The organism is Streptomyces sp. NPDC032822, assembly GCF_055578825.1.
The window spans coordinates 665,456-690,612 of the sequence record NZ_JBVIOL010000003.1 but is presented as its reverse complement, the minus strand read 5'-3'; the positions used below and the strand labels follow the sequence as shown (position 1 = coordinate 690,612).

At 70.3% G+C, this 25,157-nt stretch carries 22 protein-coding genes and 2 pseudogenes; 16 read left to right on the top strand and 8 right to left on the bottom strand.

Annotated features, from left to right (window positions below):
- The first annotated feature begins 93 nt into the window (after positions 1–93).
- The 5 genes from ACZ5VD_RS12235 (at position 94) to ACZ5VD_RS12215 (ending at position 3,918) form a co-directional block, all read left to right on the top strand.
- A complete protein-coding gene (locus tag ACZ5VD_RS12235) occupies positions 94–582 on the top strand; it encodes a hypothetical protein (protein WP_468682171.1) in 489 nt (162 codons plus the stop codon).
- Between the two features lie 168 nt (positions 583–750).
- Positions 751–1,545 carry a TIGR04255 family protein gene (locus ACZ5VD_RS12230; protein WP_451202579.1) on the top strand — a complete coding sequence of 265 codons (795 nt, stop codon included), beginning with the start codon at positions 751–753 and terminating at the stop codon, positions 1,543–1,545.
- Positions 1,535–2,176, top strand: coding sequence for a hypothetical protein (locus ACZ5VD_RS12225; RefSeq protein ID WP_258040067.1), 642 nt, complete (start codon positions 1,535–1,537; stop codon positions 2,174–2,176). Before ACZ5VD_RS12230 ends, ACZ5VD_RS12225 begins: the two co-directional genes overlap by 11 nt.
- Positions 2,177–2,179: 3 nt before the next feature.
- Complete coding sequence (locus ACZ5VD_RS12220) at positions 2,180–2,890, top strand: hypothetical protein (RefSeq protein ID WP_468682170.1); 711 nt, start codon at positions 2,180–2,182, stop codon at positions 2,888–2,890.
- A 68-nt stretch (positions 2,891–2,958) separates the two neighbouring features.
- The gene (locus ACZ5VD_RS12215) at positions 2,959–3,918 is read left to right on the top strand and encodes a hypothetical protein (RefSeq protein WP_468682169.1); all 960 of its coding nucleotides are present in this window, start codon (positions 2,959–2,961) and stop codon (positions 3,916–3,918) included.
- A gap of 320 nt (positions 3,919–4,238) precedes the next feature.
- On the opposite strand, the pseudogene ACZ5VD_RS12210 reads toward ACZ5VD_RS12215, so the two are convergent.
- The 3 genes and pseudogenes from ACZ5VD_RS12210 to ACZ5VD_RS12200 form a co-directional block, all read right to left on the bottom strand.
- Positions 4,239–4,676 (bottom strand): annotated as a pseudogene (locus tag ACZ5VD_RS12210) (transposase); the annotation flags it as partial.
- A 1,216-nt stretch (positions 4,677–5,892) separates the two neighbouring features.
- On the bottom strand, positions 5,893–6,768 hold the full coding sequence (locus ACZ5VD_RS12205) for an undecaprenyl-diphosphate phosphatase (RefSeq protein ID WP_468682168.1): 876 nt from the start codon (positions 6,766–6,768) through the stop codon (positions 5,893–5,895).
- A gap of 176 nt (positions 6,769–6,944) precedes the next feature.
- The gene (locus ACZ5VD_RS12200) at positions 6,945–7,736 is read right to left on the bottom strand and encodes a TVP38/TMEM64 family protein (RefSeq protein ID WP_468549922.1); all 792 of its coding nucleotides are present in this window, start codon (positions 7,734–7,736) and stop codon (positions 6,945–6,947) included.
- Positions 7,737–8,043: 307 nt separating this feature from the next.
- On the opposite strand from ACZ5VD_RS12200, the gene tuf reads away from it, so the two are divergent.
- The 3 genes from tuf (at position 8,044) to ACZ5VD_RS12185 (ending at position 10,561) form a co-directional block, all read left to right on the top strand.
- Complete coding sequence (tuf, locus tag ACZ5VD_RS12195) at positions 8,044–9,225, top strand: elongation factor Tu (RefSeq protein ID WP_468549921.1); 1,182 nt, start codon at positions 8,044–8,046, stop codon at positions 9,223–9,225.
- A 156-nt stretch (positions 9,226–9,381) separates the two neighbouring features.
- Positions 9,382–10,173 carry a spermidine synthase gene (locus tag ACZ5VD_RS12190; RefSeq protein ID WP_468550007.1) on the top strand — a complete coding sequence of 264 codons (792 nt, stop codon included), beginning with the start codon at positions 9,382–9,384 and terminating at the stop codon, positions 10,171–10,173.
- Positions 10,174–10,237: 64 nt separating this feature from the next.
- Positions 10,238–10,561 (top strand): hypothetical protein, encoded by a 324-nt coding sequence (locus ACZ5VD_RS12185; RefSeq protein WP_468549920.1) that lies wholly within the window; start codon positions 10,238–10,240, stop codon positions 10,559–10,561.
- A gap of 43 nt (positions 10,562–10,604) precedes the next feature.
- Here ACZ5VD_RS12185 and ACZ5VD_RS12180 read toward each other — a convergent pair whose 3' ends face one another.
- Both ACZ5VD_RS12180 and ACZ5VD_RS12175 read right to left on the bottom strand, forming a co-directional pair.
- Positions 10,605–11,597, bottom strand: a complete 993-nt coding sequence (locus tag ACZ5VD_RS12180; protein ID WP_468549919.1) for a DUF8017 domain-containing protein — start codon at positions 11,595–11,597, stop codon at positions 10,605–10,607.
- 66 nt (positions 11,598–11,663) lie between these two features.
- Positions 11,664–12,605 carry a DUF8017 domain-containing protein gene (locus ACZ5VD_RS12175; RefSeq protein WP_468682167.1) on the bottom strand — a complete coding sequence of 314 codons (942 nt, stop codon included), beginning with the start codon at positions 12,603–12,605 and terminating at the stop codon, positions 11,664–11,666.
- A gap of 85 nt (positions 12,606–12,690) precedes the next feature.
- Between ACZ5VD_RS12175 and ACZ5VD_RS12170 the strand changes: the two genes are divergently transcribed.
- Positions 12,691–13,128: a DUF4442 domain-containing protein gene (locus tag ACZ5VD_RS12170; protein WP_468550006.1), complete on the top strand. Its 438-nt coding sequence runs from the start codon at positions 12,691–12,693 to the stop codon at positions 13,126–13,128.
- Between the two features lie 250 nt (positions 13,129–13,378).
- On the opposite strand, the gene galU is transcribed toward ACZ5VD_RS12170, so the two are convergent.
- Positions 13,379–14,356, bottom strand: a complete 978-nt coding sequence (gene galU, locus ACZ5VD_RS12165; RefSeq protein ID WP_468549917.1) for a UTP--glucose-1-phosphate uridylyltransferase GalU — start codon at positions 14,354–14,356, stop codon at positions 13,379–13,381.
- A 477-nt stretch (positions 14,357–14,833) separates the two neighbouring features.
- Between galU and ACZ5VD_RS12160 the strand changes: the two genes are divergently transcribed.
- The 4 genes from ACZ5VD_RS12160 (at position 14,834) to ACZ5VD_RS12145 (ending at position 21,718) form a co-directional block, all read left to right on the top strand.
- Positions 14,834–16,642: a ricin-type beta-trefoil lectin domain protein gene (locus ACZ5VD_RS12160; RefSeq protein WP_468549916.1), complete on the top strand. Its 1,809-nt coding sequence runs from the start codon at positions 14,834–14,836 to the stop codon at positions 16,640–16,642.
- A gap of 310 nt (positions 16,643–16,952) precedes the next feature.
- Positions 16,953–19,436 carry a beta-glucosidase gene (locus ACZ5VD_RS12155; protein ID WP_468682166.1) on the top strand — a complete coding sequence of 828 codons (2,484 nt, stop codon included), beginning with the start codon at positions 16,953–16,955 and terminating at the stop codon, positions 19,434–19,436.
- A complete protein-coding gene (locus ACZ5VD_RS12150; protein ID WP_468682165.1) occupies positions 19,433–20,986 on the top strand; it encodes a carboxylesterase/lipase family protein in 1,554 nt (517 codons plus the stop codon). Before ACZ5VD_RS12155 ends, ACZ5VD_RS12150 begins: the two co-directional genes overlap by 4 nt.
- 87 nt (positions 20,987–21,073) lie before the next feature.
- Complete coding sequence (locus tag ACZ5VD_RS12145) at positions 21,074–21,718, top strand: DedA family protein (protein ID WP_468549913.1); 645 nt, start codon at positions 21,074–21,076, stop codon at positions 21,716–21,718.
- Positions 21,719–21,795: 77 nt separating this feature from the next.
- On the opposite strand, the gene ACZ5VD_RS12140 is transcribed toward ACZ5VD_RS12145, so the two are convergent.
- On the bottom strand, positions 21,796–22,326 hold the full coding sequence (locus ACZ5VD_RS12140) for a gamma carbonic anhydrase family protein (protein WP_468549912.1): 531 nt from the start codon (positions 22,324–22,326) through the stop codon (positions 21,796–21,798).
- A gap of 108 nt (positions 22,327–22,434) precedes the next feature.
- Here ACZ5VD_RS12140 and ACZ5VD_RS12135 point away from each other — a divergent pair, with 108 nt between their 5' ends.
- Positions 22,435–23,190, top strand: coding sequence for an acyltransferase (locus tag ACZ5VD_RS12135; RefSeq protein ID WP_468549911.1), 756 nt, complete (start codon positions 22,435–22,437; stop codon positions 23,188–23,190).
- Positions 23,191–23,315: 125 nt separating this feature from the next.
- Here ACZ5VD_RS12135 and ACZ5VD_RS12130 read toward each other — a convergent pair whose 3' ends face one another.
- On the bottom strand, positions 23,316–24,173 hold the full coding sequence (locus ACZ5VD_RS12130) for an EamA family transporter (RefSeq protein WP_468682164.1): 858 nt from the start codon (positions 24,171–24,173) through the stop codon (positions 23,316–23,318).
- Positions 24,174–24,277: 104 nt separating this feature from the next.
- Between ACZ5VD_RS12130 and ACZ5VD_RS12125 the strand changes: the two genes are divergently transcribed.
- Both ACZ5VD_RS12125 and ACZ5VD_RS12120 read left to right on the top strand, forming a co-directional pair.
- Positions 24,278–24,850: a helix-turn-helix domain-containing protein gene (locus ACZ5VD_RS12125; protein WP_468682163.1), complete on the top strand. Its 573-nt coding sequence runs from the start codon at positions 24,278–24,280 to the stop codon at positions 24,848–24,850.
- Positions 24,851–24,905: 55 nt separating this feature from the next.
- Positions 24,906–25,130: pseudogene (locus ACZ5VD_RS12120) on the top strand (YbaK/EbsC family protein); the annotation flags it as partial.
- Positions 25,131–25,157 lie beyond the last annotated feature (27 nt).

Below are 25,157 nucleotides of genomic sequence, written 5' to 3'. Positions count from 1 at the left end.
ACCCACCGGTAACGCAACCGTGCAGCCCCCACGTGAGTCGTACCCGTACACACCAGGCGCCGCTCATCAGCGCCGCACCACCCCTGGGGGACTGTGAAGACCCGCACCACCCTGTACGCCACTGCACTCGCCGCCACCATGCTGCTGCTGGCCAGCTGCTCCGACTCCAACGACAGCGCCGCTCCCGCCGCCACGACATCCGCCCCGGCCTCCACGACCGCCGAGGAACCTGTCTACACCGCTGAGGACTGCAAGGAACTCCTCCAGAAGAACTACGCCGAGGACAACGTCCACGACGCTTCCGACGAGGCACAGTGCGTGGACCTCAGCAACGACGAGTACGTCGCCGCCGCCTCCGACGTGATCGCTGGCCACAAGGACGACATCCTGGCTGACGCCGCCAACGAGGTGTCCTACGACGCAGCGTGGGACTCCATTGACGTGGACACGCAGCAGCTCATCTGTGACACCATGATTGAAGAGGGTCCTGAGCCGGTGGCCGGCCTACTCGACATCACGAGCGAAGACCCGAACATCGACACCGCCGAGATGGCGCAGTACCTGTTCGACACGAAGTGCTGACCGGGCCCGTCACAGCGGGGCTCTACCAGCCAGGTTCTCGACGAAGGCCAGGGACCGCCCCCGCCCGCGAACAGCGCATTCACCCCGCATCGCACAGGTGAAACACAGGGTGGAAACGGTTGCACTTACGGTTGTCGTTGTGGTTTCTACTCGGGTAGTTTGGTTGACATGGGGCACCGTGAGATCTATCCGAATCCGCCGCTGGCGCTCGCGGTCATCGAGCTACGGCATACCGCCACGCCAGCGTTGACCGAGTCCGATCAGGCTGGACTCAAGTCCTTCCTCTCGGAGAGGTTCCCGCTCGCCCGCCCGGCACCCGGCCAGATGGCCGTCACCGTCACGCCCGCAGGCGTCACAAACGAGCAGAGCCCGCCGAGTCCGCGCTATATGACCCGCGACAACACGGCGGCGGTCACCTTCCGCCCCGAAGCGATCGCGGTGGAGACCACGAAGTACGTGCGGCGAAGCGTCTTGAAGGAGGTTCTTCGCCTGGCGGTGGAGGCGCGGCGCAAGGTAACCGAGGTCGATGGCGTGACACGGATCGGCGTCCGCTACATCAATGAGATCCGCGCCAGCATCGACGGACCGGCCGACTGGTCCCAGTGGATCAGCCCGGCACTCACAAGCGTTGCCTCTTTGCAGGGCAGCGACATCGGCGCCGCTCAGTCGTGGCAGGGGATGGCCGTCTTCGGGGACGCCCGAGAAGGCATCGTCCTACGCCACGGAAACCTGGAGGGCTACGCCGTTAACCCAGCTGGGGACCTGCGCCGTCCCACGCCTCCGCCGGGTCCGTTCTACCTCATCGACCTTGACAGCTACTGGGCCCCCGATGGGGAGGTCCCCACCCTCGACTGGAGCAACATCGAACCTCGCTACGACCAAGCTGCGCTAAGCGCGTACGGATTGTTCGAGCAGACGATCACCGACAAATACCGTACGGAGGTTCTACGCCGTGACCAGTAACGTCCGACGCCCCATCACCACCGCGCCGACTTCATCCCTCGTTCAGCCAGACGAGCCCACCACCACGGTCGCCACCCAGCTCGACGAGCTGGCTGAGACGGCGGGTTCGCTCCGCAGCACCACCAAGTTCATGGCGGAGGACACCAGCGCCCTGCACCAGAAGGTCCAGTTCACCTCCTGGCAGCACCGTACGACCGAACGAGGACGCCTTGCCCCCAAGACGCTCCTCGAGGAGATCGGTGACCTCGGGTTCGCCTGGCGCGACGTCGCACGCATGATCGGAGTCAGCGTGCCAGCCGTACAGAAGTGGCGCAGGTCAGGCGGTGTCACGGGAGAGAACCGGCGCAGGCTCGCCAGCCTTCTGGCGCTGTGTGACGAGATCACCGACCGATACGGCATCCAGGAAGTGGCCTCCTGGTTCGAGATGCCCATTTCCGCTCACGCCCCGGTGACCCCAATCGACTTGTACGCAGAGGGACAATCCACCCTCGTGCTGGACCACGCCTGGGGCTGCGACAGCGAAGAGATCCTGACTGCCTACGACCCGAACTGGCGTGACCGGTTCCGCTCGGACTTCGAGGTCTACCTCGACACCGACGGGGAGATGTCCATCCGCCCCAAGGAAGCGTGATTCGTGGCGCACAACATGGACAAGCCCACAGATCCGGCAGACCTGTACCGGGCTTTCGGCGACGACGTGAACCCGGCGCGGCCTGTACTGACTGGGGACGTCTTCGAGGCCGTCGAGGTCACCAACCTCGACGGCACCTCGACCCCCCGCACTGTGATGCTCCTCGACCACCCGTGCTCGCTGCGAGGCGAAGACGGTTTGAACCTCGCCCCTCGGCTCGTCACCGCCGAAGTACGCCCCACCACGCAGGGAAGCTGGCGCCAGGGCAACTACAACCGAATGTTCCTGCCGCCTCCGTTCCCGCTGGCCGACGGCAAGGCCAACCCCTGCGCCGCGTTCTTCGACTCCAGCTACCACGTCACGCCGGAACAGCTCGCGGCTGGACGCCGGATCGCGTGTCTGAGCACCGTCGGCATCAACATCATGCTTCAGCGACGCGTCAAGCACTTCAGCCGTGTCACGGTGCCCACGATGGACTTCCTCGACGCCAACCTCGGAGTCTTCGAGGAAGCGGACTTGATCGAGGACTGGTGTCTGCTCCGCGAAGACGACGACGTGAAGACAGATGAGGCCGTCGCCGAGTGCGTCGCGTGGCTGCGGGAGGATATTGGGGGACGTCGGCGACAGGACCTGCTGAAGGATCCTCAGCAGCGAAGCACGGTTCGCCAGCAGCTGCGAGAAAGGCGCCGAGAACTCCGCGCCCGCCGCCCATAACCGAGGGGAAATTGCCTCGGACTCAGCGACCTCGACGACTGCTCGACGATGTTCGGAGGGACAACGCGATGAGCAGCAATGACCAAGCTCAGGACGGGACGGCGATCGAGAGCGCGATCGATGAGCTGACCAAGGCGAGCGCTCGCCTATCTGAAGCTCAGGCACGGGTCAGCTCCGCTCAGGGAGAAGTGCGGCAGGCAAGCGACGCTGTCCTGGGCCAGCTCCGACGCCTTCGCCGGGAGTCCAATCACGAGATCGGTGCGGACCTTCTGAACGTTGTACGACACCTCTACTGGCACCAAACGAGCATCCAGTCACGTGACATTGCAGAGGCCGCGGGCTTCGGAGTTGGAAACAAGGGCATCCACGGGATGCTTGCAGCCATAGGCCCGATCATGTCGGGCATCCTCTGCACCGGCTGTGGCGCCGAACTGGTCTGCACGAGCCGCTCATGGGTGCCTGGCAGCCCACCACGCTGTCCGACTTGTGTGAGCGAGGAAAACGAAGAACGCAACCGCCGTAGCCGCCTGTTGTCCAAGAGGGCACGGGCTATCGGATCGGCCTTGGTCACGGAACGCGTTCGCGATTGGCGCGCGATCACCACACTCATCCTCGCCTACCCTCCAGCAGCTAATGGAGTGATCCGCGGCAGCCAGGACGATCACCAGCTGGGAGTCTGGAGCAACTGGGAGAAGGCGCAGACGCTTCACAATGCCCTGTTGCAACTCGGCGCCGAAGATGACGAGTCCTTCGGCGTTCCGGCCGCTGTGGTTAGAGATCTGGTCGCCACAGGCTTTCAGAGTGCGGGTTGGGATAGCGAACGGACTCGCCAACTGCTGGACCCCATCACCGCGGAAGCGGCACATGCCATCCTGACCCGCGCTAAGCGAGACCTCGACACGGCAGTAGAAGCCGCCGTTGCGCAAGCCCGGGAACGCTACCGCGACGGATCAGAGGCCGAGCCAGCCGCCGTCTGGCCCTGGGACAACGATTCGCTCTATCTATGGCACCAGATGATCAACGACTGAGGCCTAATCGTCGGACACCAGCCGCACGAATTGGGGGCAGTCGACAGCGTGCCACTCACGTACCAAGATCTCGCCCTCAACTCGGACGACCTCGGCGTGCCATGGCAGGCAGTCGTTACAGGGCCACACCTCGTATGAGGAACCGTCGTCCTGGAACGCTCGCAGGTCGACAGAACCAATCGGGGCAGGGTAGGTCACATTCGGCTTGTGCTCGTCTGCGCTCACGACACCAGTATCAGCAACGAGCCAGGGCGCCGTGTGGTGAAGTAGGTCAGTTACCAGACGTGCGCGTACCGCGCCGAGGGTCAGCTCCCCGCCGGTCATGTGCTGCGCCAGGCCGCAGTGGTGGCCCCGGTCAGCCGGCGCAGTATCACCGCGGTCATCGCCCAGTACACCCGCGACTCCGAACTGGGCGGCAGGTGCTCGTAATCGCGCACCAGCCTGCGGCGCAGCATCCAGATCCCGTAGGTGCGCTCCACGATCCACCGCTTGGGGATGGGCACGAACCCGGTCTGCGCCGGGTTGCGCTCGACGATCTCCACCTCGATGCCCACCTTCTGACCGTGCGCGACGACGGCGTTCTTGAAACCCTGGTCGACCAGCGCTTTCTGAACGGTGTCGGTGTCGGCGGCGACCTTGTCCAGCAGCGCGATGCCGACGGCGTTGTCGTGCACCGACGCGGCGAGCACCACCACCGCGATCACCAGGCCCAACACGTCAACGGCCAGGCCGCGCTTGCGGGCCGGTACTGCGTCGGCTGGACGTCGCGGGGATCGTCGACGGGCTGCGGCCACCGGATTAGCCGGCGGACCTGACGCACGGCCAGGTGATCGAGGTACTGGTGGCGAACCGGCTGACCGCTCCCGTGCCGCTGTTCCGCGTCGGGTACTGGGTGTACTCGTGTGCGGCCGTCAAGGGTCTTGGTGGAGGCTGGTGCGTGTCCCAGCTGGTGCATCGGCGGGTCTCATCGGTGTCTTGCTCGAGGCTTCGGCGATCAGCGGCGGGGTCGCGTCCGGCCGGTGGCAGCAAAATGTCTCCTCAGGGACACGACCGGAACTCGAAGATGCCCGTGGCGAGACGCCGCTGCGATTTTGGCACCACATCTGACTCGCCGCGAGCTGTGCGAAGACGGCCGCTCAGTGTTGATGGCGTTGTGTGATCTTGTACACCGCGAGTCGTGCAGGATCGGCCAGGGCTCAGCGCAGACGGTGTCCTCGTCGTCCAGTCATATCCCGGTGTGCCGGCCCTCGGGCCACCATCGGGTGTGGCTCGGCCCACGGCGTCGTGCGCGGTAGCGCGGGACGGCGCAGATCTCATGGGCCGAACGGCGGGCGAGGAGCGTTCGTGAGTCGGTCTGGTGGAGGGGCCTTTCGAGGATGGGCGGCGTGCGGCGGAGCCGGTGCGCGTGCTCAAATCAGTCAGGAGCTGGGCGAGGCCGCGGAGGCCCTTCACGGCGCGGCGGTGGTGGAGCACCAGCTCCAGGGCCGCGCGCCGGATGGGATCACCACCGGCTGGGGACATCCGGCTCCTCCAGGTCCCCGCGATCAACGGGGACATGGGGGAAATCGCAATAACGGTGTACGGGGCACGGGTCCGCATGGTGAGGCAGTCGAGGTGACGCACGCGTGGGAGGACATGGAAGCGCGCCTCGGCTGGCTTATCCTCACGGCCGCGGCGCTGGACGACTTCACCGGGTGCTGCCTGGGACACGGTGGATGAGCGGCTGCGCTTCCGCGTGGAGAGGGTCGCGGCCTGGGCCGGACATGAACCTCAGCTGACCCATTCCACCCTCTGTACGGAAGGGCCCGCACGGACGTGCGGGCCCTTCCGCGTCATCCCCTACGTTGCGGACGCACACGCCCTAAGAGGGCGTATCCCGCCTCCCCGGTGGGAGACAAGTGGGAGATGATCATGGCGTGGTGCTGCAATCAGGCGCTAGGAAATGCTAGATAGCGCTACCTGCGCGGCCCTGGTTCAGCCGCCGGATTCGCCCGCGTGCGGGCTCAGCGCACCCATGCTGACCAGCATGATCACCAGGATGCCGAGGGCGATGCGGTAGTACACGAACGGCATGAACGACTTGGTGCTGATGAATTTCATGAACCAGGCGATGACCGCGTATCCGACCACGAAGGCGATCACCGTCGCGAAGATCGTCGGCCCCCACGACACATGGTCGCTGCCCATCGCGTCCTTGAGTTCGAACGCGCCGGAGGCGAGCACCGCGGGGATGGCGAGCAGGAAGGAGTAGCGGGCCGCGGCCTCGCGCTGGTAGCCCATGAAGAGGCCGCCGCTGATGGTGGCGCCGGAGCGGGAGACACCCGGGATGAGGGCGCAGGCCTGGCAGAGACCGAAGATCAGGCCGTCCTTGGCGCTCAGGTCCTTCAGCGTCTTGCGTTCCTTGGCCGCGCGGTGCCGACCGCCGTTCTCGTCGCGTGCCGCCAGCCGGTCGGCGACACCGATGATGACGCCGACCACGATCAGCATCGTCGCGGTGATCCGCAGATCGCGGAACGGGCCCTCGATGTGGTCCTTGAGGGTCACCCCGAGCACACCGATCGGGATCGAGCCGACGATGACCAGCCAGCCCATCTGCGCGTCGTGGTCGCCGCGCAGTTCCTTGTTCGTGAGCGAGCGCGTCCACGCGGAGATGATCCGCCCGATGTCCTTGCGGAAGTAGATGAGGACGGCGGCCTCGGTACCGATCTGGGTGATCGCGGTGAAGGCCGCGCCCGGGTCCTCCCAGCCGGAGAAGGCCGCGGTCAGACGCAGATGCGCACTGGAGGAGACGGGAAGGAACTCGGTCAGCCCCTGGACGAGTCCGAGGATGAGTGATTCGAACCAAGACATGAAGTTACGGAGTCCAAGCGCTGATCGTGGTGAGGAGCGACGGGCACGGGCACACCGAGCCGCCGGGCGCGGTGATCAGATGTGTCGAGGGCAGCGTAGCGCCCTGAAGTGACAGTCCTGGCACAGGGGTTTCGAAGGGGCGGCCCGTCCTGGGGGCCGGCGGACCCCGCGCGGCTTCAGCGCACCTCGCGCAGCTGGTGACGCTTGCGCCAGGCCACGGCCGCACCCACCAGAGCCGGCAGCGCGATGCAGGCCATCGCGATCAGAAAGGCCGGGGACGTCGGCGTGGAGGCACGGGCGCCGGCGACGACGTACGCGGCGGTGTTCGGGATCGAGCCGAGTCCCGTCGCCACCAGGAACGGGACGTAGCCCATCCGGGAGACGGCGGCGCAGTAGTTCGCGGCCCAGAACGGCACGCCGGGGAACAGGCGCGCGGCCAGCATCGAACGGAAGCCGTGCCGGCTGAGCTGCCCGTCCGCGGCCTTCAGCCACCGGCCGCGCACCAGCGGGCGCAGCGCGTCCTGCCCGAGCACCCGGCCGAGACCGAAGGCGAGCCCGGCGCCGAGCACCGTGCCCGCGATCGCCGAACCGGTGCCGAGCTGGGAGCCGAAGAGCGCGCCCGCGCCGAGGTTCAGCAGGGGGCGGGGCACGAAGGCGACCGTGCACAGCCCGTATGCCACCGCGAACACCAGGGCCGCTGCGAGGCCGCCGAGCTGGGGCGGCCAGCCGTCCGCCAGCAGGCGCTGCGGTTCGAAGAGCAGGACGGCCGACGCGGCGCCGGCGAGCAACGCGACCAGCAGGGACAGCCGGGCCCAGGGGGAGAAGAGGACTCTGGAGCAGCGCGCGGCGAGGCCCACCGGGGCGGGGGCGGTGAACTCCGGAGCGGCGGTGGCGAGGGCGAGCTCAGTGGCGGCGGCCGGGGGAGTGGCCGTGGCGGTGCCCCCAGAGCGGGTGGTGGCATCGAGCATTCGGCGACACTAACCGAGATGTATGTGTGATCGCCGTATGGATCCCGTCCGTTCCGGGTTCCGGCGCCGCGGAAAACCATTCGACGTGGGACAACGCGTCGGCAATGATCTGCGTCATGTTCCGGCACGCCTTCCTCTTCGCAGCATCCGCGGTCGCGGATGCCCCGAAGGCTGCCGCTCACTTCCCGGCTGCTGTCGACGGCGCCCGAAGCTGACCCTCTCCGGATCGTCCGGCGGACCCCGCAGGGGGAGGGTCGGCACGTCCTCGGGGTCCCCCACACCTACGCAGAGGCTTCGAGGAATCGTCATGCCCAAGACGGCGTACGTCCGCACCAAACCGCATCTGAACATCGGCACGATGGGTCACGTCGACCACGGCAAGACCACACTGACCGCCGCCATCACCAAGGTCCTGGCCGAGCGCGGCTCCGGCACGTTCGTGCCGTTCGACCGGATCGACCGGGCGCCGGAGGAGGCGGCGCGCGGGATCACCATCAACATCGCGCACGTCGAGTACGAGACCGACACCCGGCACTACGCCCACGTGGACATGCCCGGCCACGCCGACTACGTCAAGAACATGGTCACCGGTGCCGCGCAGCTCGACGGGGCCATCCTCGTGGTCTCCGCGCTCGACGGGATCATGCCCCAGACGGCCGAGCACGTGCTGCTCGCCCGGCAGGTGGGCGTGAACCATGTCGTCGTCGCCCTCAACAAGGCGGACGCCGTCGACGACGGCGAGGACACCGAGCTCGTCGACCTCGTCGAGCTGGAGGTCCGCGACCTGCTCACCGCGCACGGCTACGGCGGTGACGCCGTGCCCGTCGTACGGGTCTCCGGGCTGCGGGCCCTCGAAGGGGACCCGCGCTGGACGGCCTCCATCGAGGCGCTGCTCGACGCGGTGGACACGTATGTGCCGATGCCCGAGCGGTATCTGGACGCGCCGTTCCTGATGCCGGTGGAGAACGTGCTCACCATCACCGGCCGGGGCACGGTCGTCACGGGCGCCGTCGAGCGGGGCACCGTACGGATCGGGGACCGGGTCGAGGTGCTCGGCGCCGACGCCGAGAGCGTGGTCACCGGTCTGGAGACCTTCGGCAGGCCGATGGAGGAGGCGCAGGCCGGGGACAACGTGGCGTTGCTGCTGCGGGGCATGCCCCGGGACGCCGTGCGGCGCGGTCATGTGGTGGCGGCGCCGGGCAGCGTGGTGCCCGGGCGTCGCTTCTCGGCTCAGGTGTACGTGCTGTCGGCGCGCGAGGGCGGGCGCAGGACGCCGGTCGCCAGCGGGTACCGGCCGCAGTTCTACATCCGGACCGCGGATGTGGTCGGTGACGTGGATCTCGGTGAGGTGGCGGTCGCGCGGCCCGGAGAGACGGTCACGATGACCGTCGAGCTGGGGCGTGAGGTTCCGTTGGAGCCGGGGCTCGGGTTCGCGATCCGTGAGGGTGGGCGGACCGTGGGGGCGGGGACCGTGACCGCCGTCGAGTGAGGGCTGTTCCCGTGGGCGGGGGACTGCGGGCCGAACGTGGCTGGTCGCGCGGTTCCCCGCGCCCCTGACGGGGCGTTGGCGCCCAGGCACAATGAGGGGGTGAACGACGAGCCCATACCCGTCACCCGAGCCGTCGACCACGGCACCGCCAAGCTGATGCCCGACGTCGACCGGGACCGGGCCTGGCTGCTGACCGTGAACGGGGCGCCGCAGTCGTACGTCGATCTGGACGAGCCGGAACACCTGGAGTTCGAGTACGCGCGCCGGCTCGGGCATGTCCTGGACACCGCCGCGGAGCCGGGTCGGCCGCTCGACGCGCTGCATCTCGGCGGGGGTGCCCTCACACTGCCCCGGTACCTGGCGGCGACCCGGCCGGGCTCGCGGCAGGACGTCGTCGAGGCCGACCGGGGGCTGCTGGCGCTGGTGGCCGAGCACCTCCCCCTGGCCGAGGACGCCGGGATCGCGCTGCACGCCGCCGACGCCCGCACCTGGCTGGAATCCGCCCCCGCGGACTCCGCCGACGTCCTCGTCGCCGATGTCTTCGGGGGCTCCCGGGTGCCCGCGCATCTGACGTCCGTCGCCTACGCCCGCGAGGCCCGGCGGGTGCTGCGGGCCGACGGCGTCTACCTGGCCAACCTGGCCGACTCCGCGCCCTTCGACTTCCTCCGCTCCCAACTGGCCACCTTTGCCGCGGAGTTCGAGGAACTGGCGCTGATCGCCGAGCCGACGGTCCTGCGCGGTCGCCGTTTCGGCAACGCGGTACTCGTCGCCGCACACCGCCCGCTCGACACCCTCGCCCTGACCCGCCGCACCGCCTCCGACGCTTTCCCGGCGCGTGTCGAACACGGTCGTGCCCTGCGGGAGTTCATCGGCCGCGCGGAGCCGGTGCGGGACGCGGACGCCGTGCCGTCGCCTGTGCCGCCGGGCGGGGCGTTCGGTATCGGCTAGCGCGTTCCGCCGGATGGAGCAGCGGTCTTTGACACGCGTCGCGGCGCACGGACAGGTTGATCCGGTGAAACACTTCTCGTCTCTGCTGGTCGCAGCCGCGCTGGTCGGCGCCGCGCTCCCCGTCCTGAACGCCCCTCCCGCCTCGGCGGACGGGTTCAGCTGTCGGCCGGAGTCCCAGGAGTACACCGTCGTGCGGGAGAAGGTGCCGGTGCATGTGCGGTTCTCGGCGGACTCCCGGATCGTCGACCACGTCTACAAGAACAACCAGGTGAACGCCCGCTGGGACTGCACGAACAGTTCCGGACAGCCGTGGGTGTGCATCGCGCGGTGCCAGGTCGACGACGACGTCATCGTGGGGAACTGGGTCTACCGCGGATATCTGCGGTAGACCCAGTTCCGGAAGCCGGGAGGCCGAGAGGGGTGGCCCGGCGTCAGCCCGTCGGGTCCCCGTGGAGCCGTACGGTGCTGAGGATCTTCATGATGGTCTCCTTGGAGACCTCTTCCTTGACGTCCTTGGCGCCGTAGAAGTTCCACGACACGAAGTCCCCGGCCGAGTTCTTGAAGCCGAAGGTGATCGCCTTGCCGTCGGTCACGCACTTGCCCGTCGCGGGTGTGTCCTTCGACGACGCCCAGGCGTAACTGCCCTTGATGCCCGCCGCGGTGGTGTAGGGCGTGGCCTTCTTGTCGAGCGTGATGCTCTTCTTGTCCGGCTGGGTGTAGCCGCCGTAGACCCACCACGCCGGGGTGTTGATCGCGATCTCGTCGGTGTCCTTGGCGCCGTTGGCGCCCTTGGTGCCGGTCGCGGCCAGGGACATCGTGTCGGTCTGGCCGTCCTTGTCGTCGTCGGACTCGCACCACTTGGACTTGAGGATCGCCGGCGCCGACATCGTGATGATCGGCTTCAGCTCGTCGGAGTTGTCCTCCTCGAAGGCGACGGCCGAGGTCGGGGACTGCACCTCCCAGTCCGCCGGCACGTCGAAGGCCGTGCCCCACTTGGGGTTGACGACGATCTTCCAGCCCTTGACGGTCGCCTTCTCGCCCTCACCGCCGCGCGGGTTGTCCTCCGAGGGGGAGGCGCTGGGCTCGGACGCGGTCGCGGACGGCTTCGCGTCCTTGCCGTCGGCGGTGTCGTCCTTGTCACCGCCGCCCAGGACCAGGAATCCGGTCACGCCCGCGGCGGCGACCACGGCCAGCGCGGCCACGATCGCGACGACCTTCGTCCGGTTGCCGCCTCCACCGGGCGGTGGGGCGGGTGCGCCCGCCGGGCCCGGAGCCCCCCACTGCGGCTGCTGCGCATAGGGATTGGGCTGCTGGAATCCGGGCTGCTGGTACGGATTCGGCTGTTGGTACCCCGGCTGCTGGTACGGGTTGTTCTGCTCTTGCGGGTTCTGCTCGCCCCCGGGCGGCTGCTGTCCTGGCCACATGGGCAGCCACACTAGCCCCGCCCGGGACACGATTCGGTCACTGCCCCTTGTCAGGGACGTAGCAAATCAGCGCGCGTCGTCGGTCGCGTAGAGCCGTACGGTCTTCATGATCTCCTTCACCGTGGCGTCCGGAACCTCGTCGCCGACGCCCGCGGCACCGACCAGCGACCAGGACGCGAAGTCGCCGTCGTCGTCCTTGAAGGCGAAGGTCGTCGCCTTGCCCTCGGTGTCGCACTTGCCCTTCGCGGGGGCGCCGGACGACCGGGACGTGGCGACGCTGCCGGTGAGGCCGGAGGCGGTGGTGAAGGAGGCGACCGGACCGGTCGTGACCTTCTTGTGGTCCGGCTGGGTGTAGGCGCCGTAGACCCAGGTCGAGGAGTCGGTACGGGCTATCGCGTCGGTGTTCCTGGCCCCGTTGTTGCCCCTGGTGCCCACACTGGCCAGCGAGGTGTAGTCCGTCTTGCCGTCCTTGTCGTCGTCCGACCCGCACCACTCCTCCTTGAGGAAGGCGGGGGCCTTCATGGCGACGAGGGGCTTCTCCTCCGGATCGTCGTCCTCCGAGACCCAGGAGACCCAGCTCTTCGACTGCGGAGCCCAGTCGGACGGCACGTCGAAGGCGACACCCAGGTCGGGATTGACCACCACCTTCCAGCCCGCCACGGTGGGCTTCAGGTCGTCGGCGCCGCGGGGATTCTCCGAAGCGGAGGCCGAGGCCGAGGTCGAAGGGGTCGACGGGCCGGGTCCTGCCTTGTCGTCCGTGCCGCCGCTCAGGAGCACCGCTCCGGTCACCGCGGAGGCCACGACCACGGCCGCCGCCGCGGTGATCGCCATCACTTTCGTGCGCCGTCCGCCGGCCGGTGGCGCGGGCACCACGGTGGGGGCGTCCCACGGCTGCTGTCCGCCGTAGGGGTTCGGCTGCTGGTATCCGGGCTGCCGGTACGGGTTTCCGTCGGCCGGGTGCTGCTGCGGGCTCTGCCCGTCCCCCGGCGGCTGCTGTCCTGGCCACATGGGCGGTAAGGATACGGCGATCATCCCGCGGCTCTGGCCCCGCGAGGCTACTCATGGGTAACATGCCGGTATGAGCGCAGATCAGATGTCCATCGGCGAGTTGCTCGCCGCCACGGTGCCGATGGTTCGCACCCTGAACCTGGAGTACCTGGAGACCACCCCGGAGAAGGCCGTCCTGGCCCTTCCGGACCAGGGCGAGTACCGCAACCACGTCGGCGGGCCGCACGCGGGTGCGATGTTCACGCTGGGGGAGTCGGCCAGTGGCGCGATCGTCCTGGCCGCCTTCGGGGACCAGCTCTCGCGCGCCGTGCCGCTTCCGGTCACCGCCGAGATCGCGTTCAGGAAGATCGCCCTGGGGCCGGTGACCGCCACCGCGACGCTCGGCCGTCCCGCCGCCGACGTCGTCGCCGAACTCGACGCGGGCCATCGCCCGGAGTTCCCGGTGTCCGTCGCCATCCAGCGCGCGGACGGAGCGGTGACGACGGAGATGACGGTGATCTGGACCCTCCGGCCCAACGGCTGAGTGACGGTACGGGGAGGGCTGGGACCAGAGAGGACCAGAGGGGTTCAGAGGTGAGGAGAGGTGAGGTGCCGGTCGGGGAGCGTGCGACGCGACCAGCACCCTTCGGGGTAGGGCGGGCTCGGCGCCGGTCTGCGAACAGGGGGCGGCACCGGATCGGCGTCCTCGGGCGGGCGGCACGGCCGGAGGTCCCCGCCGCCGCCGACGCGAATCGCGCGCTCGGCAACCGACATCGCCACCGCCGGCCGCCCGATCAGGCGGCGAACCGCTCGCTCCCCGCCGTCCCCGCGCTCTCCAGGCCCGCGACGAACTCCTTCAGCCATGTCGTGAATTCGGGGCCGAGGTCGGGGCGGTCGCAGGCGAGGCGGACGACGGTGCGTAGGTAGTCGGCCTTGTCGCCGGTGTCGTAGCGGAGGCCGTTGAAGACGACTCCGTGGACCGTGCCGCCGGCGGCGAGTTCCTGGAGGGCGTCGGTGAGCTGGATCTCGCCGCCGCGTCCGGGCGGGGTGCGTTCCAGGGTGTCGAAGACGGCGGGGTCAAGGACGTACCGGCCGATGACCGCGTAGGCGCTGGGGGCGTCCTGCGCCGACGGCTTCTCGATCAGGCCGGTGACCCGGACGACGTCGTCCTCCCCGGTCGGTTCGACGGCCGCGCAGCCGTAGAGGTGGATCTGTTCGCGGGGCACCTCCATGAGGGCGACCACGCTTCCGGCGTGCTGCTCGCGGACGTCGAGCATCCGGCTGAGCAGGGTCTCGCGCGGGTCTATCAGGTCGTCGCCGAGCAGGACGGCGAACGGCTGGTCGCCGACATGGCGGCGGGCGCAGAGCACCGCGTGGCCGAGGCCGAGGGGCTCGCCCTGGCGGATGTGGTGGATGTCGGCGAGGCGGGCCGGGTCGCGGACGGCGTCCAGGCGTACGGCGTCGCCCTTGGCGGCGAGGGCCTGCTCCAGTTCGAAGGCGTGGTCGAAGTGGTCCTCGATGGCCCGCTTGTGGCGGCCGGTGACCATCAGGACGTCGTTCAGTCCGGCCGCTGCGGCCTCCTCGACGACGTACTGGATGGCCGGCTTGTCGACGACCGGCAGCATCTCCTTGGGCGTGGCCTTCGTCGCGGGCAGGAACCGGGTGCCGAGGCCGGCGGCGGGAACGACCGCCTTGCGGACGGCGCCGACGGATCGGGCGGGACGGGCGGGACGAGCGGGGGCGGCGCTGGGTGTCGTGTGGGGGACGATCATGCGGTTCATGGTGGCCCACGGTGATGAGAGCATCCCGAGAGAAACCTCGGAGCCCGCTGTGGGCCGACGGACATTTGAAGATTTCGTGTACCAACGGTGTCAACCGGGCTTCGGCGTACACAACTTGACTGACCGACTCCGGTCTTTTTTCGAATGCTGGTGCGGATACCGCCGGTAACTTTTCTGAAGCGGCCCCTTTTTGAACATCGGTCACTCGAACTTCTTGTTTCCTGTGATCCGTTTGTGCAAAAGTGAGCGCCCCTTGACCAACGGCTCATAACCGACTGCTCAAAACCGACCCCGCACCTGACGCGGCATAGGTACGCACCAATCAGGCACCTGCTTTCCTACGGACGCGCATTTCGCATGCCGTACTGCGGCTTGGAAGGAATTGGTCCAGTGCAATCCCCCTACCCACCACGGCCCCCGTACCCGCCCCGGCCGGGATCGAGCCCCGGGGAATCGGACCGGGACCTCATGGCCCGGCTCGACGGCGCGGGCGCCGACGCCCACGCCGTCGCACTGCTGATGGCCCGGCACTGGAGGGCGACCCACGACTACGCGCTCATCTGCCTGGTCTCGTCCGCGGACTCGGCGTCGATGGCGACCGCCGCCGCGTTCCATCGGGTGCTGGGGCATGCGGGGGACGGGGCCGTGCGACCCCAACTCCTGAAGGCGGTGCGGGAGACCGTCAGGGAGTGGGCCACGGACGACGGGATTTCCACCGTACTTCCGGAACTCCGCAAACCGACCGGCGGCCGGGGGCTGCGGGCGGCGAGGCCGGCCACCCCCGAAAGGCGAAAGCTCGCCGAGCGAGCTTTCCGGTCACTTCCGGGAGCCTCCCAATGCCTCCTGTGGCACACGGAGGTCGAGGCCGAGTCCATATCCGTACCGGCCGGTCTGCTGGGGGTGGACGCGGCGCGGGCGTCGGCCGCCCTGGAGCAGGCACGGGAGCAATTCCGGGCCGGCTGTGTGCGCGCCCACCGGGAACTCGCGCCCGGCAGGGAATGCCGCTTCTACAACCGTCTCCTCGACGTCCCCATTCGCCGGGGCGGCTCCCTGCTGCCCGATGTCCAACAGCATCTGATGGGGTGCCGGTACTGCCGGCACGCGGCCGAACAACTCAGCCATTTCGAGGGCGGGTTGGAGGAACTGCTCGCCGAGACCGTGCTCGGCTGGGGCGCCCGCCGCTATCTCGACTCGCGGCCCGGCCGGAGTACCGGCGACGCCGCGACCGCCACCCGGCCCGCCGTGCGTCCGAGGCTCGCCGGCCGCCATCGCCCCGCCTCGGCCGGCCTCTTCGCCGCGCAGCGCAGGCACCCGAAGGCGGTGCTCGTGGGCGCCGGTCTGACCTCCCTCGCCCTCCTGGCGACCGTGTTCGTGGCGCGGGGCTGGTCGGACGACGGCCAGGTCGCCGGATCGCAGGCCACCTGGGGCGCGGTCAGCGGGAACTCCGTCTCCCCGGACCCCACGGAAGACGGGACGCCCGGCGGATCGCCGTCCGCGGCCTCCGTGGGCAGCCCCGTCGAGGTCGGACACGGCAGACTGCGCAACGTCGCCGCCGGTCTCTGCCTGGACGCGCGCGGCGGACGAGCCGCCGACGGCGTCGCGGCCGTGCTGGTGGACTGCTCCGCGGCCGACTCCCAGCAGTGGTCGTACCAGGACGACGGAATGCTGCGCAGCGCCGCCGATCCCACCCTCTGCCTGGACGCCGACGCCGACAAGGGCTCGGTCGTCCTGGCCGACTGCGTGGTGCACCCCGGTGAGGTCCGCTACGACCTCACCGTCCGCGGCGAACTGCTGCTGCGCCGCGGCAAGGGACTGCTCGTGGCGCCCGGCTCGGGGAAGACCGTGGTCGTCGCCGAGCGGGACGGGGCGGCGAAGCAGCGCTGGGTGCTGGAAGCCGCGAGCGGCGACACGGGTGACTCCGAGAAGCGGGGCGACGCGGAGGACGACAGCTCCGGCACCCCGGGCTCGACGCCGGACCCGACCCCGACCGGCTCGCCGTCGCCCGACGCAGGTCGGCCGCACCAGGATTCCGGGGCCCCGCAGGACGCGCCGGTGGCGCCGCCGGAGTTCGAGAGACGGATGGCCCAGGTCGATGCCGACAGCGGCGGCGACCCCGGGACGGCCGCGCCCGTCGAGGACGCCGGGAACCTTCCGGGAGCCGTCCTGGGCGCGGTGGGATCGGTCACCGACACCGTCACCTCGACCCTCGGCGCGAGCCTGGACACGACCCTCACCACGGCGACCGGCACGCTGCTCGGCCGGTCGGCCGTCGGCTAGTCGGTCATCGACCGGCCGGTTCGGCGGACAGCGGACGGGTCCGTCGGCCGGTCGGTCGGCCGGGCGCCAGGGGCCACCCCCGTCGGGGTGGCCCCTGCTTCGTTTGTTGTGGGCATGAGGTCGATTTCTGTTCGACTCATTGACACGATTCAGCCTCGGACCTACCTTTCCGACGCACCCTTGGCGTTTCTCACGGATTGTCAAGTCGCTCCTGACGCATAGTGCGTTCATAGGGCGAAAGCAGACCGGGAGGCCGGGGAGCGTCCGCGGTTCACATCGTCGTGCCCGCACACCGAAGGAGTGACGGCCCGTGACCGACACTGTTTCCACCGTCTCCCGCCGATCCGCCCTGCGACTGCTGGGCGTGGCGATCGTCGTCGCCACGGCGGCCACCAGCCGGCTGACCCCGCCGTCCCGCGCCTACGCCCAGGACCGGCTCGACGAGGGCGCGGGTCCGCGCGTCGAAGGCCTCATCGCGAAGCTCGGCCTCGACGAGAAGATCTCCCTGCTGCACGGCGCCACCGACCCCGCCCCGCTCGGTCAGGCGGGCTACATCCCCGGAGTGGAACGCCTCGGCATCCCGCCGCTCCGCCTCGCCGACGGCCCGGCCGGCGTCCGCGTCACCAGACACGCCACCGCCCTGCCCGCCCCCGTCCTGCTGGCCTCCGCCTTCGACCCGGGCCTCGCCCGCCGCTACGGCCGTGTCATCGGCCACGAGGGCCGCGCCCTGGGCCAGGACGTGCTGCTGTCCCCGATGGTCAACCTCATCCGCACCCCCTACGCGGGCCGCAACTTCGAGACGTTCGGCGAGGACCCGCTGCTCTCCTGCGACCTGGTCGCCGCCGAGATCGAGGGCATCCAGGACGAGGGCCTCGTCGCGACGGTCAAGCACTACGCGATGAACAACCAGGAGAAGGACCGCAACACCGTCGACGTCCGCGTCGACGAGCAGACCATGCACGAACTGGAGCTCCGCGGCTTCGAAGCGGCCGTCGGCGTCGGCGCGGGCGCGGTGATGGGCGCCTACAACAGGGTCAACGGAACCTTCGCCTGCGAGAACAAGACCCTGCTCACCGACATCCTGCGCGAGCGCTGGGGCTTCGACGGCTGGGTCATGACCGACTGGTTCGCCGCCCACAGCACGAAGAAGGCACTCACCGCCGGCCTCGACATGGAGATGCCCGACGGCACCTACTTCGGTGCGGCGCTGAAGACGGCCGTGGAGAGCGGCAGCGTGTCCGAGCGGTACGTCGACCGGGCCGTACGCCGGATCCTCGCCGTCATGGACCGCTTCGGACTGCTCGACGGCAGTGCGCCCGCACGCCCCGAACGCGACGCGAAGGCGGGTGCCGCCGTCGCCCGCGAGGTCGCCGAGGCGGGCGCGACCCTGCTGCGCAACGAACGCGGCACCCTGCCCCTGACCGGCGGCGACAGCATCGCCGTGATCGGCCCGACAGGACTGCTCCCCTTCGTCAGCGGCGGCGGCAGCGCCTATGTCGTCCCCGACCACGCCGACAGTCCCCTCGACACGATCAGGTCCCGCGCCGGCGCGGAGGTGACGTACGCGGTCGGCGAGGACCTCTTCGGCAAGGCCGTCCCCGCCTCCGCCCTGAGCCCCGGCCTCGACAGCGAGGGACAGGAGGTCGGCGCCGGGCAGAGCTGGACGTACGACGGGAGGCTCACCGTCCCGGACACCGAGGAGTGGACGCTCGTCCTGCACTTCTCGTCCTCGCCGGTCGACCGCCCCAAGGTGCTGCTCGACGGGGAGGAACTCTTCCCGCTCGCCTCCGGCTGGGGCGAGTTCTTCCCCGGCGGCCTGGTCAACACCGCACCCGACGGGCTGACCGTGCGCCGCAAGGCCCTCAAGCTCTCCAAGGGCGCCCACACCCTGCGGATCACCGCACAGGGCGGCACCTCCGGACTGCTGTTCCGGCTGCGGCGCATCACCGTCGGCACCCGGGCCCAGGACGTGACCGACGCCGTGCGCGCTGCCCGCGCCGCCCGGCACGTCGTCCTGTTCGCCTACGAGGACGCCACCGAGGGCCAGGACCGGACCACCGTCGCCCTCCCGGGCAACCAGGAGCGGCTGATCGAGGCGGTGGCGGCGGCCAACCCGCGCACCACCGTCGTCCTCAACACCTCGTCGTCCACGTCGATGCCCTGGCTGCGCCGCACCGGCGCCGTGCTCCAGATGTACTACCCGGGCCAGGAGGGCGCCGCCGCGACCACCGCCGTCCTGTTCGGCGACACCGATCCCGGCGGCCGGCTCACCCAGTCCTTCCCGACCGACGACGACCACCACCCCGTCGCCGGCGATCCCCTCCGCTACCCGGGCGTGAACGGTGTCCAGGAGTACTCGGAGGGCATCCACGCCGGCTACCGCTGGTACGACGCCGAGGGCGTACGGCCCCTGTTCCCCTTCGGCCACGGGCTGTCGTACACCTCCTTCTCCTACGAGAACATCTCGACCTGGTGGCATCGCGGCGGTCTCGACGTGACCTTCACCGTCCGCAACACCGGGCGCCGCAAGGGGGTTTCGGTGCCCCAGGTGTACATCGGGCCCTCGCCGCGGATCCGACTCGACCAGGCGGTAAGGGTGTTGGGCGGGTACCGGCGGCTGGTGCTCGGGGCGGGCGAGCGGCGGCGGGTGTCCGTTCGGGTCGACGCCCGCACGCTGTCCTCGTGGGATCCGAAGCGGCACGACTGGCTGCTCGGGACGGGCCGCCGCTCGGTGTGGGTCGGGGCGTCGTCGGGCGATCTGCGGCTGCGGACGAACGCGGAGGTGGGCGCATGATCCGGCGCGCGGCCGTCGCCCTGGCCGCCCTCGCGGCCACCCTCCTCATCCCGGATCCGAGCCATGCGGTCCAGCGGACGGATCCGGTCGTCCGCACCGACGCGGGCCGGATCCGCGGCGAGAGCACCACCGAGGGACGGCAGTTCCTCGGCATCCCCTACGCCGAGCCGCCCGTCGGGAACCTCCGCTGGAGGGAGCCGCGGCCCGTCCGGCCCTGGCACGGGGTGCGTACAGCACAGGACTTCGGCAACACCTGCGTACAGAGCGCCAGTTGGGATCCGGGATACGAGCAGCCGTCGTACACCGAGAGCTGTCTGGATCTGAACGTGTACGTCCCCGAAGGCACCGCCCGGCGGGCCGTCATGGTCTGGTTCCACGGCGGGGGCCTCACCGCGGGCGCCGGCCGGGACGTCGTCCCCGACGCCTTCGCGCGGCAGACCGGGACGGTCGTCGTGACCGTCAACTACCGCCTGGGCGCGCTGGGTTTCCTCGCCACGACCGGACTCGACGACGAGGCGGACGACGGCGTCTCCGGCAACTTCGGCCTGCTCGACCAGCAGGCCGCGCTGCGCTGGGTGCGCGCCAACGTCGGCTCCTTCGGCGGTGATCCGGGCCGCGTCACCATCGCCGGCGAGTCGGCGGGCGGCCGCTCGGTCTGCACCCAGCTGGCCTCACCCACCGCGCGGGGCCTCTTCCGGGCGGGCATCGTCCAGAGCGGCGCCTACGACGACTGCGCGGCCCGCACCCACCGGGCGGCCGTGGCCGACGGAGCCGCCTTCGCCGAGAAGCTCGGGTGCGCGAGCCCCGCGTGTCTGCGCGGCAGATCCGCCGCCGAGATCCTCACCGCCCAGGCCGGCATGGACTGGGGCCCGGTGACCGGCGGGGCGGTGCTGCCCGTGCAGCCCCGGCAGGCCATCGAGAAGGGGGCCGCCGCCGGGGTGCCGGTACTGAACGGGGCCAACAGCGACGAGGGACGGCTCTTCGCGTTCTCCCGCTTCGACCTGAGCGGCACCCCGCTCAGCGCCGAGCGGTACCCCACCGTCATGCGCACGGACTTCGGAGAGCGGGCGCTCGCGCGCTACCCGCTCTCCGCGTACCCCTCGCCGACCCTCGCGTACGCCACCGCGCAGGGCGACCAGCTCTTCGCCTGTCCCGCGCTGCGCCTGGACCGGGCGCTCGCCGGACGCGGACCGGTCTACGCGTACGAGTTCGCCGACCGCACCTCCCCGCCCTTCGCCTCCCTGCGCAACCTGCACACCGACTTCGACTTCGGGGCGACCCATGTGAACGAGGTGCAGTACCTCTTCCGCCACTTCGGACTCGACTCGCCGCTCAACGCCGAACAGCGGCTGCTGGCGCGGCAGATGGTCCAGTACTGGGGCTCCTTCGTCCGGGACGGAGTACCGCGCGCCGACGGGCAGCCGGTCATGCCGGGCCGGCCGGGTGCCGTGCTCTCCCTGCGGACGGCGTCCCGGGGCGGGAACGTCGTCAGCGACGCCGTGGGCCGCGAGCACCGGTGCGACCTGTGGGGCGCCGAGGCGTCCCGGTGACCCGGTAGGCTTCCCCGGCGTGCGCCCGTGTCCCGGGCGCACGCCGGGAATCGGGAATGCAGGGACGCGAATTCGGAGGAACCGGCGTTGCACGTCCAGGACTGGCTCGACACGGTGCCCGCGGTCGCCGTCTACGCACTCGTGGGAATCGTCATCGGGCTGGAGAGCCTGGGCATCCCGCTGCCCGGGGAGATCATCCTGGTGTCGGCGGCCCTGCTCTCCTCCCAGCACGCGGGTATCGACCCCGTGATCCTCGGCGCCTGTGCCACCGCCGGCGCGATCGTCGGCGACTCCATCGGCTACGCCATCGGCCGCAAGGGCGGACGGCCGCTGCTCGCCTGGCTCGGCAGGAAGTTCCCGCGGCACTTCAGCGAGGGGCACATCGCCACGGCCGAGCGGTCCTTCGAGAAGTGGGGCATGTGGGCCGTCTTCTTCGGCCGCTTCGTCGCCCTGCTGCGGATCTTCGCCGGGCCGCTCGCCGGTGTGCTGCGGATGCCGTACTGGAAGTTCCTGATCGCCAACGTGCTCGGCGGAATCGTCTGGGCGGGCGGCACGACCGCCGTCATCTACTACGTCGGGATCGTCGCCGAGTCGTGGCTGAAGCGGTTCTCGTGGCTGGGGCTGGTGGCGGCGGTGCTGTTCGGGCTCACGTCGATGCTGGTGCTGAAGCGCAAGGCCAAGAAGGCGCAGGGCGCGGTGCGCGAGGTGGAGACGGTGGGCGCCGCGGAGTGACGTCGGGCGCGGGCCGGTCGCGCCCGCGCGGGCGGAGCCGCACCTCGGAAACGGCCCCGCGCCCCTGTCGGGTCGCTCTAGCCCCCGTGCACTTCCCGGTGGGCCTTCGCCAGGTCCGCGTACAGCGTCCCGTTCAGCGTGACGCCCTGACGCTCCTCCTCCGTCAGTTCCCGCTTGACCTTCGCGGGCACGCCCGCCACCAGTGATCCCGGCGGGACCCGCATGCCCTGCGGCACCAGTGCCTGCGCGGCGACCAGTGAACCGGCCCCGATCACCGCGCCGTTGAGGACCGTGGCGCCCATGCCGACCAGGCAGTCGTCCCCGACGGTCGCCCCGTGCACGACGGCGTTGTGACCGACCGACACCCGCTCGCCGATGGTGACGGGGAAGCCGGGATCGGCGTGCAGCGTGCAGTTGTCCTGGATGTTGCTCCGCGCTCCGACGGAGATCCGCTCGACGTCGCCGCGCAGCACCGCGCCGTACCAGACGGACGCACCCGCCTCCAGCGTCACGTCCCCGATGACCGAGGCCGTGGGGGCGACGAACGCCTCCCCGTCCAGCTTCGGTTCCCTGCCGCCGATGCCCGTGATCAACGCCTGCTGCGTCATCGCCCTCTCCTCCTGGTCGGTTCAAGCGGCACCGTACGCCACCCGGTGGGGTGAAGATCACAGGCCCTCGACCTCATGGGTTCCCGTGACGCTGAGTACGGTGTGCGGGTGCCGAAGAGCAAGAACACGTTCTCATCATGGCCCCGCGGCCTCGCGCAGCGGGCCGTGCACGCGGGCTGGGCCTGGGTGCAGCGCACCGGCTCCGTCACCGCCGCCCACCCGGGACGGTTCCGCTTCGGCGCGCTCGGCACGGGCACCCGGCTGGCCTTCCCGCTCGGCACGGTCTTCGGCGAGCCCTGGATCCACCTCGGGGCGTACTGCATCGTCGGCGAACAGGTCACCCTGACGGCCGGTCTGATGCCCGACCTCGACCTCGGCCCGGACCCGATCCTGCGCATAGGCGACGGGGTCGTCCTCGGCCGGGGCAGCCACGTCATCGCCGACACGACGGTCACCATCGGCAGCGACTGCTACTTCGGGCCGTACGTCTACGTCACGTCCACGAACCACTCCTACGACGATCCGCACGAGCCCATCGGGAAGCAGTGGCCCCGGATGGAGCCGGTGGAGATCGGGCCGGGGTGCTGGATCGGAACGGGCGCGGTGATCCTGCCCGGCGCGCGGATCGGGCGGAACGTGGTCGTGGCCGCTGGGGCGGTGGTCCGCGGGGTGGTGCCCGACCACGCCGTGGTGGCGGGGGCGCCCGCGAGGGTCGTACGGCGCTGGACTCCCGGTGACGGCTGGCAGCCGCCGCTGCGGACACCGGCCCCGGTGCCGATCCCCGAGGGGGTCACCCCGGAGCAGCTGAGCAGGCTGGCCGACCTGGACGAGGAGACGGTGGCGAGGCTCGCCGAGATGGACTGAGCGGGACCGGGACGGGGATCGGTTTCCGTGTCGGGACCGCACAGGGGCAGCAACAGGGACAGCAACAGGGCCAGGGCCGGGACCAGGGGTGGCGACACGGCCGGGATCGGCCCCGAACGGCGATCTCAGCCCGTCGCGAGCAGCAGTGTGCCCACCAGTGCCAGGCCCGCGCCCGCCGCCTGGACCGCCCGCAGCCGTTCGCTGAGGAAGCCGCGTGCGGCCAGGGCGGTCACCACCGGGTACAGCGAGGCGAGCACGGCGGCGACGGTGACCGGGCCGTGCCGGGCGGCGATCGAGTAGGTGCCGTTCGCCGCGACGTCCGCCAGCCCCACGAAGGCGAGCGCCGGCAGCGAGGGCCAGGGGAAGCCGCCCTCGGGAAGGGCAGTGTCGCCCCGCCGCACGGAGACGAGGAGTGCGGCACCGCCGACGGCCACGTTGGTCACCCGCTGCACGAAGAGGGCGAGGAAGAGGCCGGTGAGGGTGGTCGACGCCTCCGCGATCAGCGCGAACACCGTGCCGAAGCCGAGGGCCGCGACCAGGGTGAGGAGGATCGTCCGGCGCTGCACGGGCGCGCCCCGCAGCTGCGGTCCGCCCGCGAGGACGACCCCGGCCACGGCGACCGCGATCCCCGCGACCTGGAGGACGCCCGGACGCTCACCCAAGGAGAGTCCGACGCCGACCGGGACGGCCACGCTGAGGGTGGCGAGCGGGGAGACGACGCCCATCGGGCCCAGCGCGAGCGCCTTGTAGAAGCAGAGCAGGGCCACGGGCCCCACCACGCCGGCCGCCACCGCGAACCACAGGAGCGGACCGGCCTGTGACCAGGCCCCGGTGGCCTGCACGACCGTGCCCAGCACGACCGCGGCGATGGTCTGCGAGACGACCACCACCGTCAGCGCCGGGATGCGTCGCGTCAGCAGTCCGCCGCCGAAGTCGGCCAGGCCCCACAGGAGGCTGGTGACCAGGGCGAAGAGTGCTGTCACGGGTGCCTCGCAGTACAGTTCGGCGAACGATCGGGTGCACCACACCGTAGTGCAGTCGATTGAACTCTGTCATTCAGAATATTGGCCTAGATGTTGGACGGAATGTGTCGGACCTCGACCTGCTGACCCAGTCCCTGGCGCGCAACGTCAAACACTGGCGCTCGGTGCGCGGATTCACCCTGGACGTGCTCGCCGCCCGCGCCGGAGTCAGCCGCGGCATGCTCATCCAGATCGAACAGGCGCGGACCAACCCCAGCCTCGGCACGGTCGTGAAGATCGGCGACGCGCTCGGCGTCAGCATCACCACCCTGCTCGACTACGAGCAGGGCCCGAAGGTCCGGGTCGTCCCCGCGGACCGGGCCGTCCGCCTGTGGCACACCGACGCCGGCAGTTACAACCGGCTCCTCGCGGGCACCGAGGCGCCCGGCCCGCTGGAGATGTGGGACTGGCGGCTGATGCCGGGCGAGAGCAGCCCCTCCGAACCGCACCCCACCGGCACGGTCGAACTGGTCCATGTCACGGCGGGCGAGCTGACCCTCACCGTCGACGGCGCCGAGTACCGCGTCCCGCACGGCGCGAGCGCCACCTTCGAGGCCAACACCCCCCACACCTACGGCAATCAGGGCGATGTCCCGATGGAGATGGTGATGGCGGTCTCGGTGCCGCCGGTGTCCTGAGACGCCTGCCCCGAGGGGCTTCGACCGTCCTGCCGGCGTGCCGTCATGGACGCACCGACCGGAGTTCGCCTCCATGGACACGGCGACCGGGGAGACCGGCAGGGAGTACGGCGGCAGTACCCCGCCCGGACTGCCCGCGGCCTGGCCCCTGTTGGTGGACTCCGCCGTCGTCGACCTGCCCCACGTCCTGGTCGGCGACCGACAGTGGCGCGGCAAACCGCTGGTGTCGGGCAGGGCGCTCGCGGAACTCCCGGGCGCGGACGTGCCGGAGGGGCTGGGTGCCGTCCGACTCCCGGTCATACTCGGA

Bases quoted from the DNA above. Each gene is read 5' to 3' on its own strand.
- ACZ5VD_RS12150 (WP_468682165.1), top strand. From the start codon at position 19,433: ATGATCCGGCGCGCGGCCGTCGCCCTGGCCGCCCTCGCGGCCACCCTC.
- galU (WP_468549917.1), bottom strand. From the start codon at position 14,356: ATGATCGTCCCCCACACGACACCCAGCGCCGCCCCCGCTCGTCCCGCC.
- ACZ5VD_RS12230 (WP_451202579.1), top strand. From the start codon at position 751: ATGGGGCACCGTGAGATCTATCCGAATCCGCCGCTGGCGCTCGCGGTC.
- ACZ5VD_RS12160 (WP_468549916.1), top strand. From the start codon at position 14,834: ATGGCCCGGCTCGACGGCGCGGGCGCCGACGCCCACGCCGTCGCACTG.
- ACZ5VD_RS12140 (WP_468549912.1), bottom strand. From the start codon at position 22,326: ATGACGCAGCAGGCGTTGATCACGGGCATCGGCGGCAGGGAACCGAAG.
- ACZ5VD_RS12205 (WP_468682168.1), bottom strand. From the start codon at position 6,768: ATGTCTTGGTTCGAATCACTCATCCTCGGACTCGTCCAGGGGCTGACC.
- tuf (WP_468549921.1), top strand. From the start codon at position 8,044: ATGCCCAAGACGGCGTACGTCCGCACCAAACCGCATCTGAACATCGGC.
- ACZ5VD_RS12200 (WP_468549922.1), bottom strand. From the start codon at position 7,736: ATGCTCGATGCCACCACCCGCTCTGGGGGCACCGCCACGGCCACTCCC.
- ACZ5VD_RS12180 (WP_468549919.1), bottom strand. From the start codon at position 11,597: ATGTGGCCAGGACAGCAGCCGCCCGGGGGCGAGCAGAACCCGCAAGAG.
- ACZ5VD_RS12175 (WP_468682167.1), bottom strand. From the start codon at position 12,605: ATGTGGCCAGGACAGCAGCCGCCGGGGGACGGGCAGAGCCCGCAGCAG.
- ACZ5VD_RS12215 (WP_468682169.1), top strand. From the start codon at position 2,959: ATGAGCAGCAATGACCAAGCTCAGGACGGGACGGCGATCGAGAGCGCG.
- ACZ5VD_RS12190 (WP_468550007.1), top strand. From the start codon at position 9,382: ATGCCCGACGTCGACCGGGACCGGGCCTGGCTGCTGACCGTGAACGGG.
- ACZ5VD_RS12170 (WP_468550006.1), top strand. From the start codon at position 12,691: ATGTCCATCGGCGAGTTGCTCGCCGCCACGGTGCCGATGGTTCGCACC.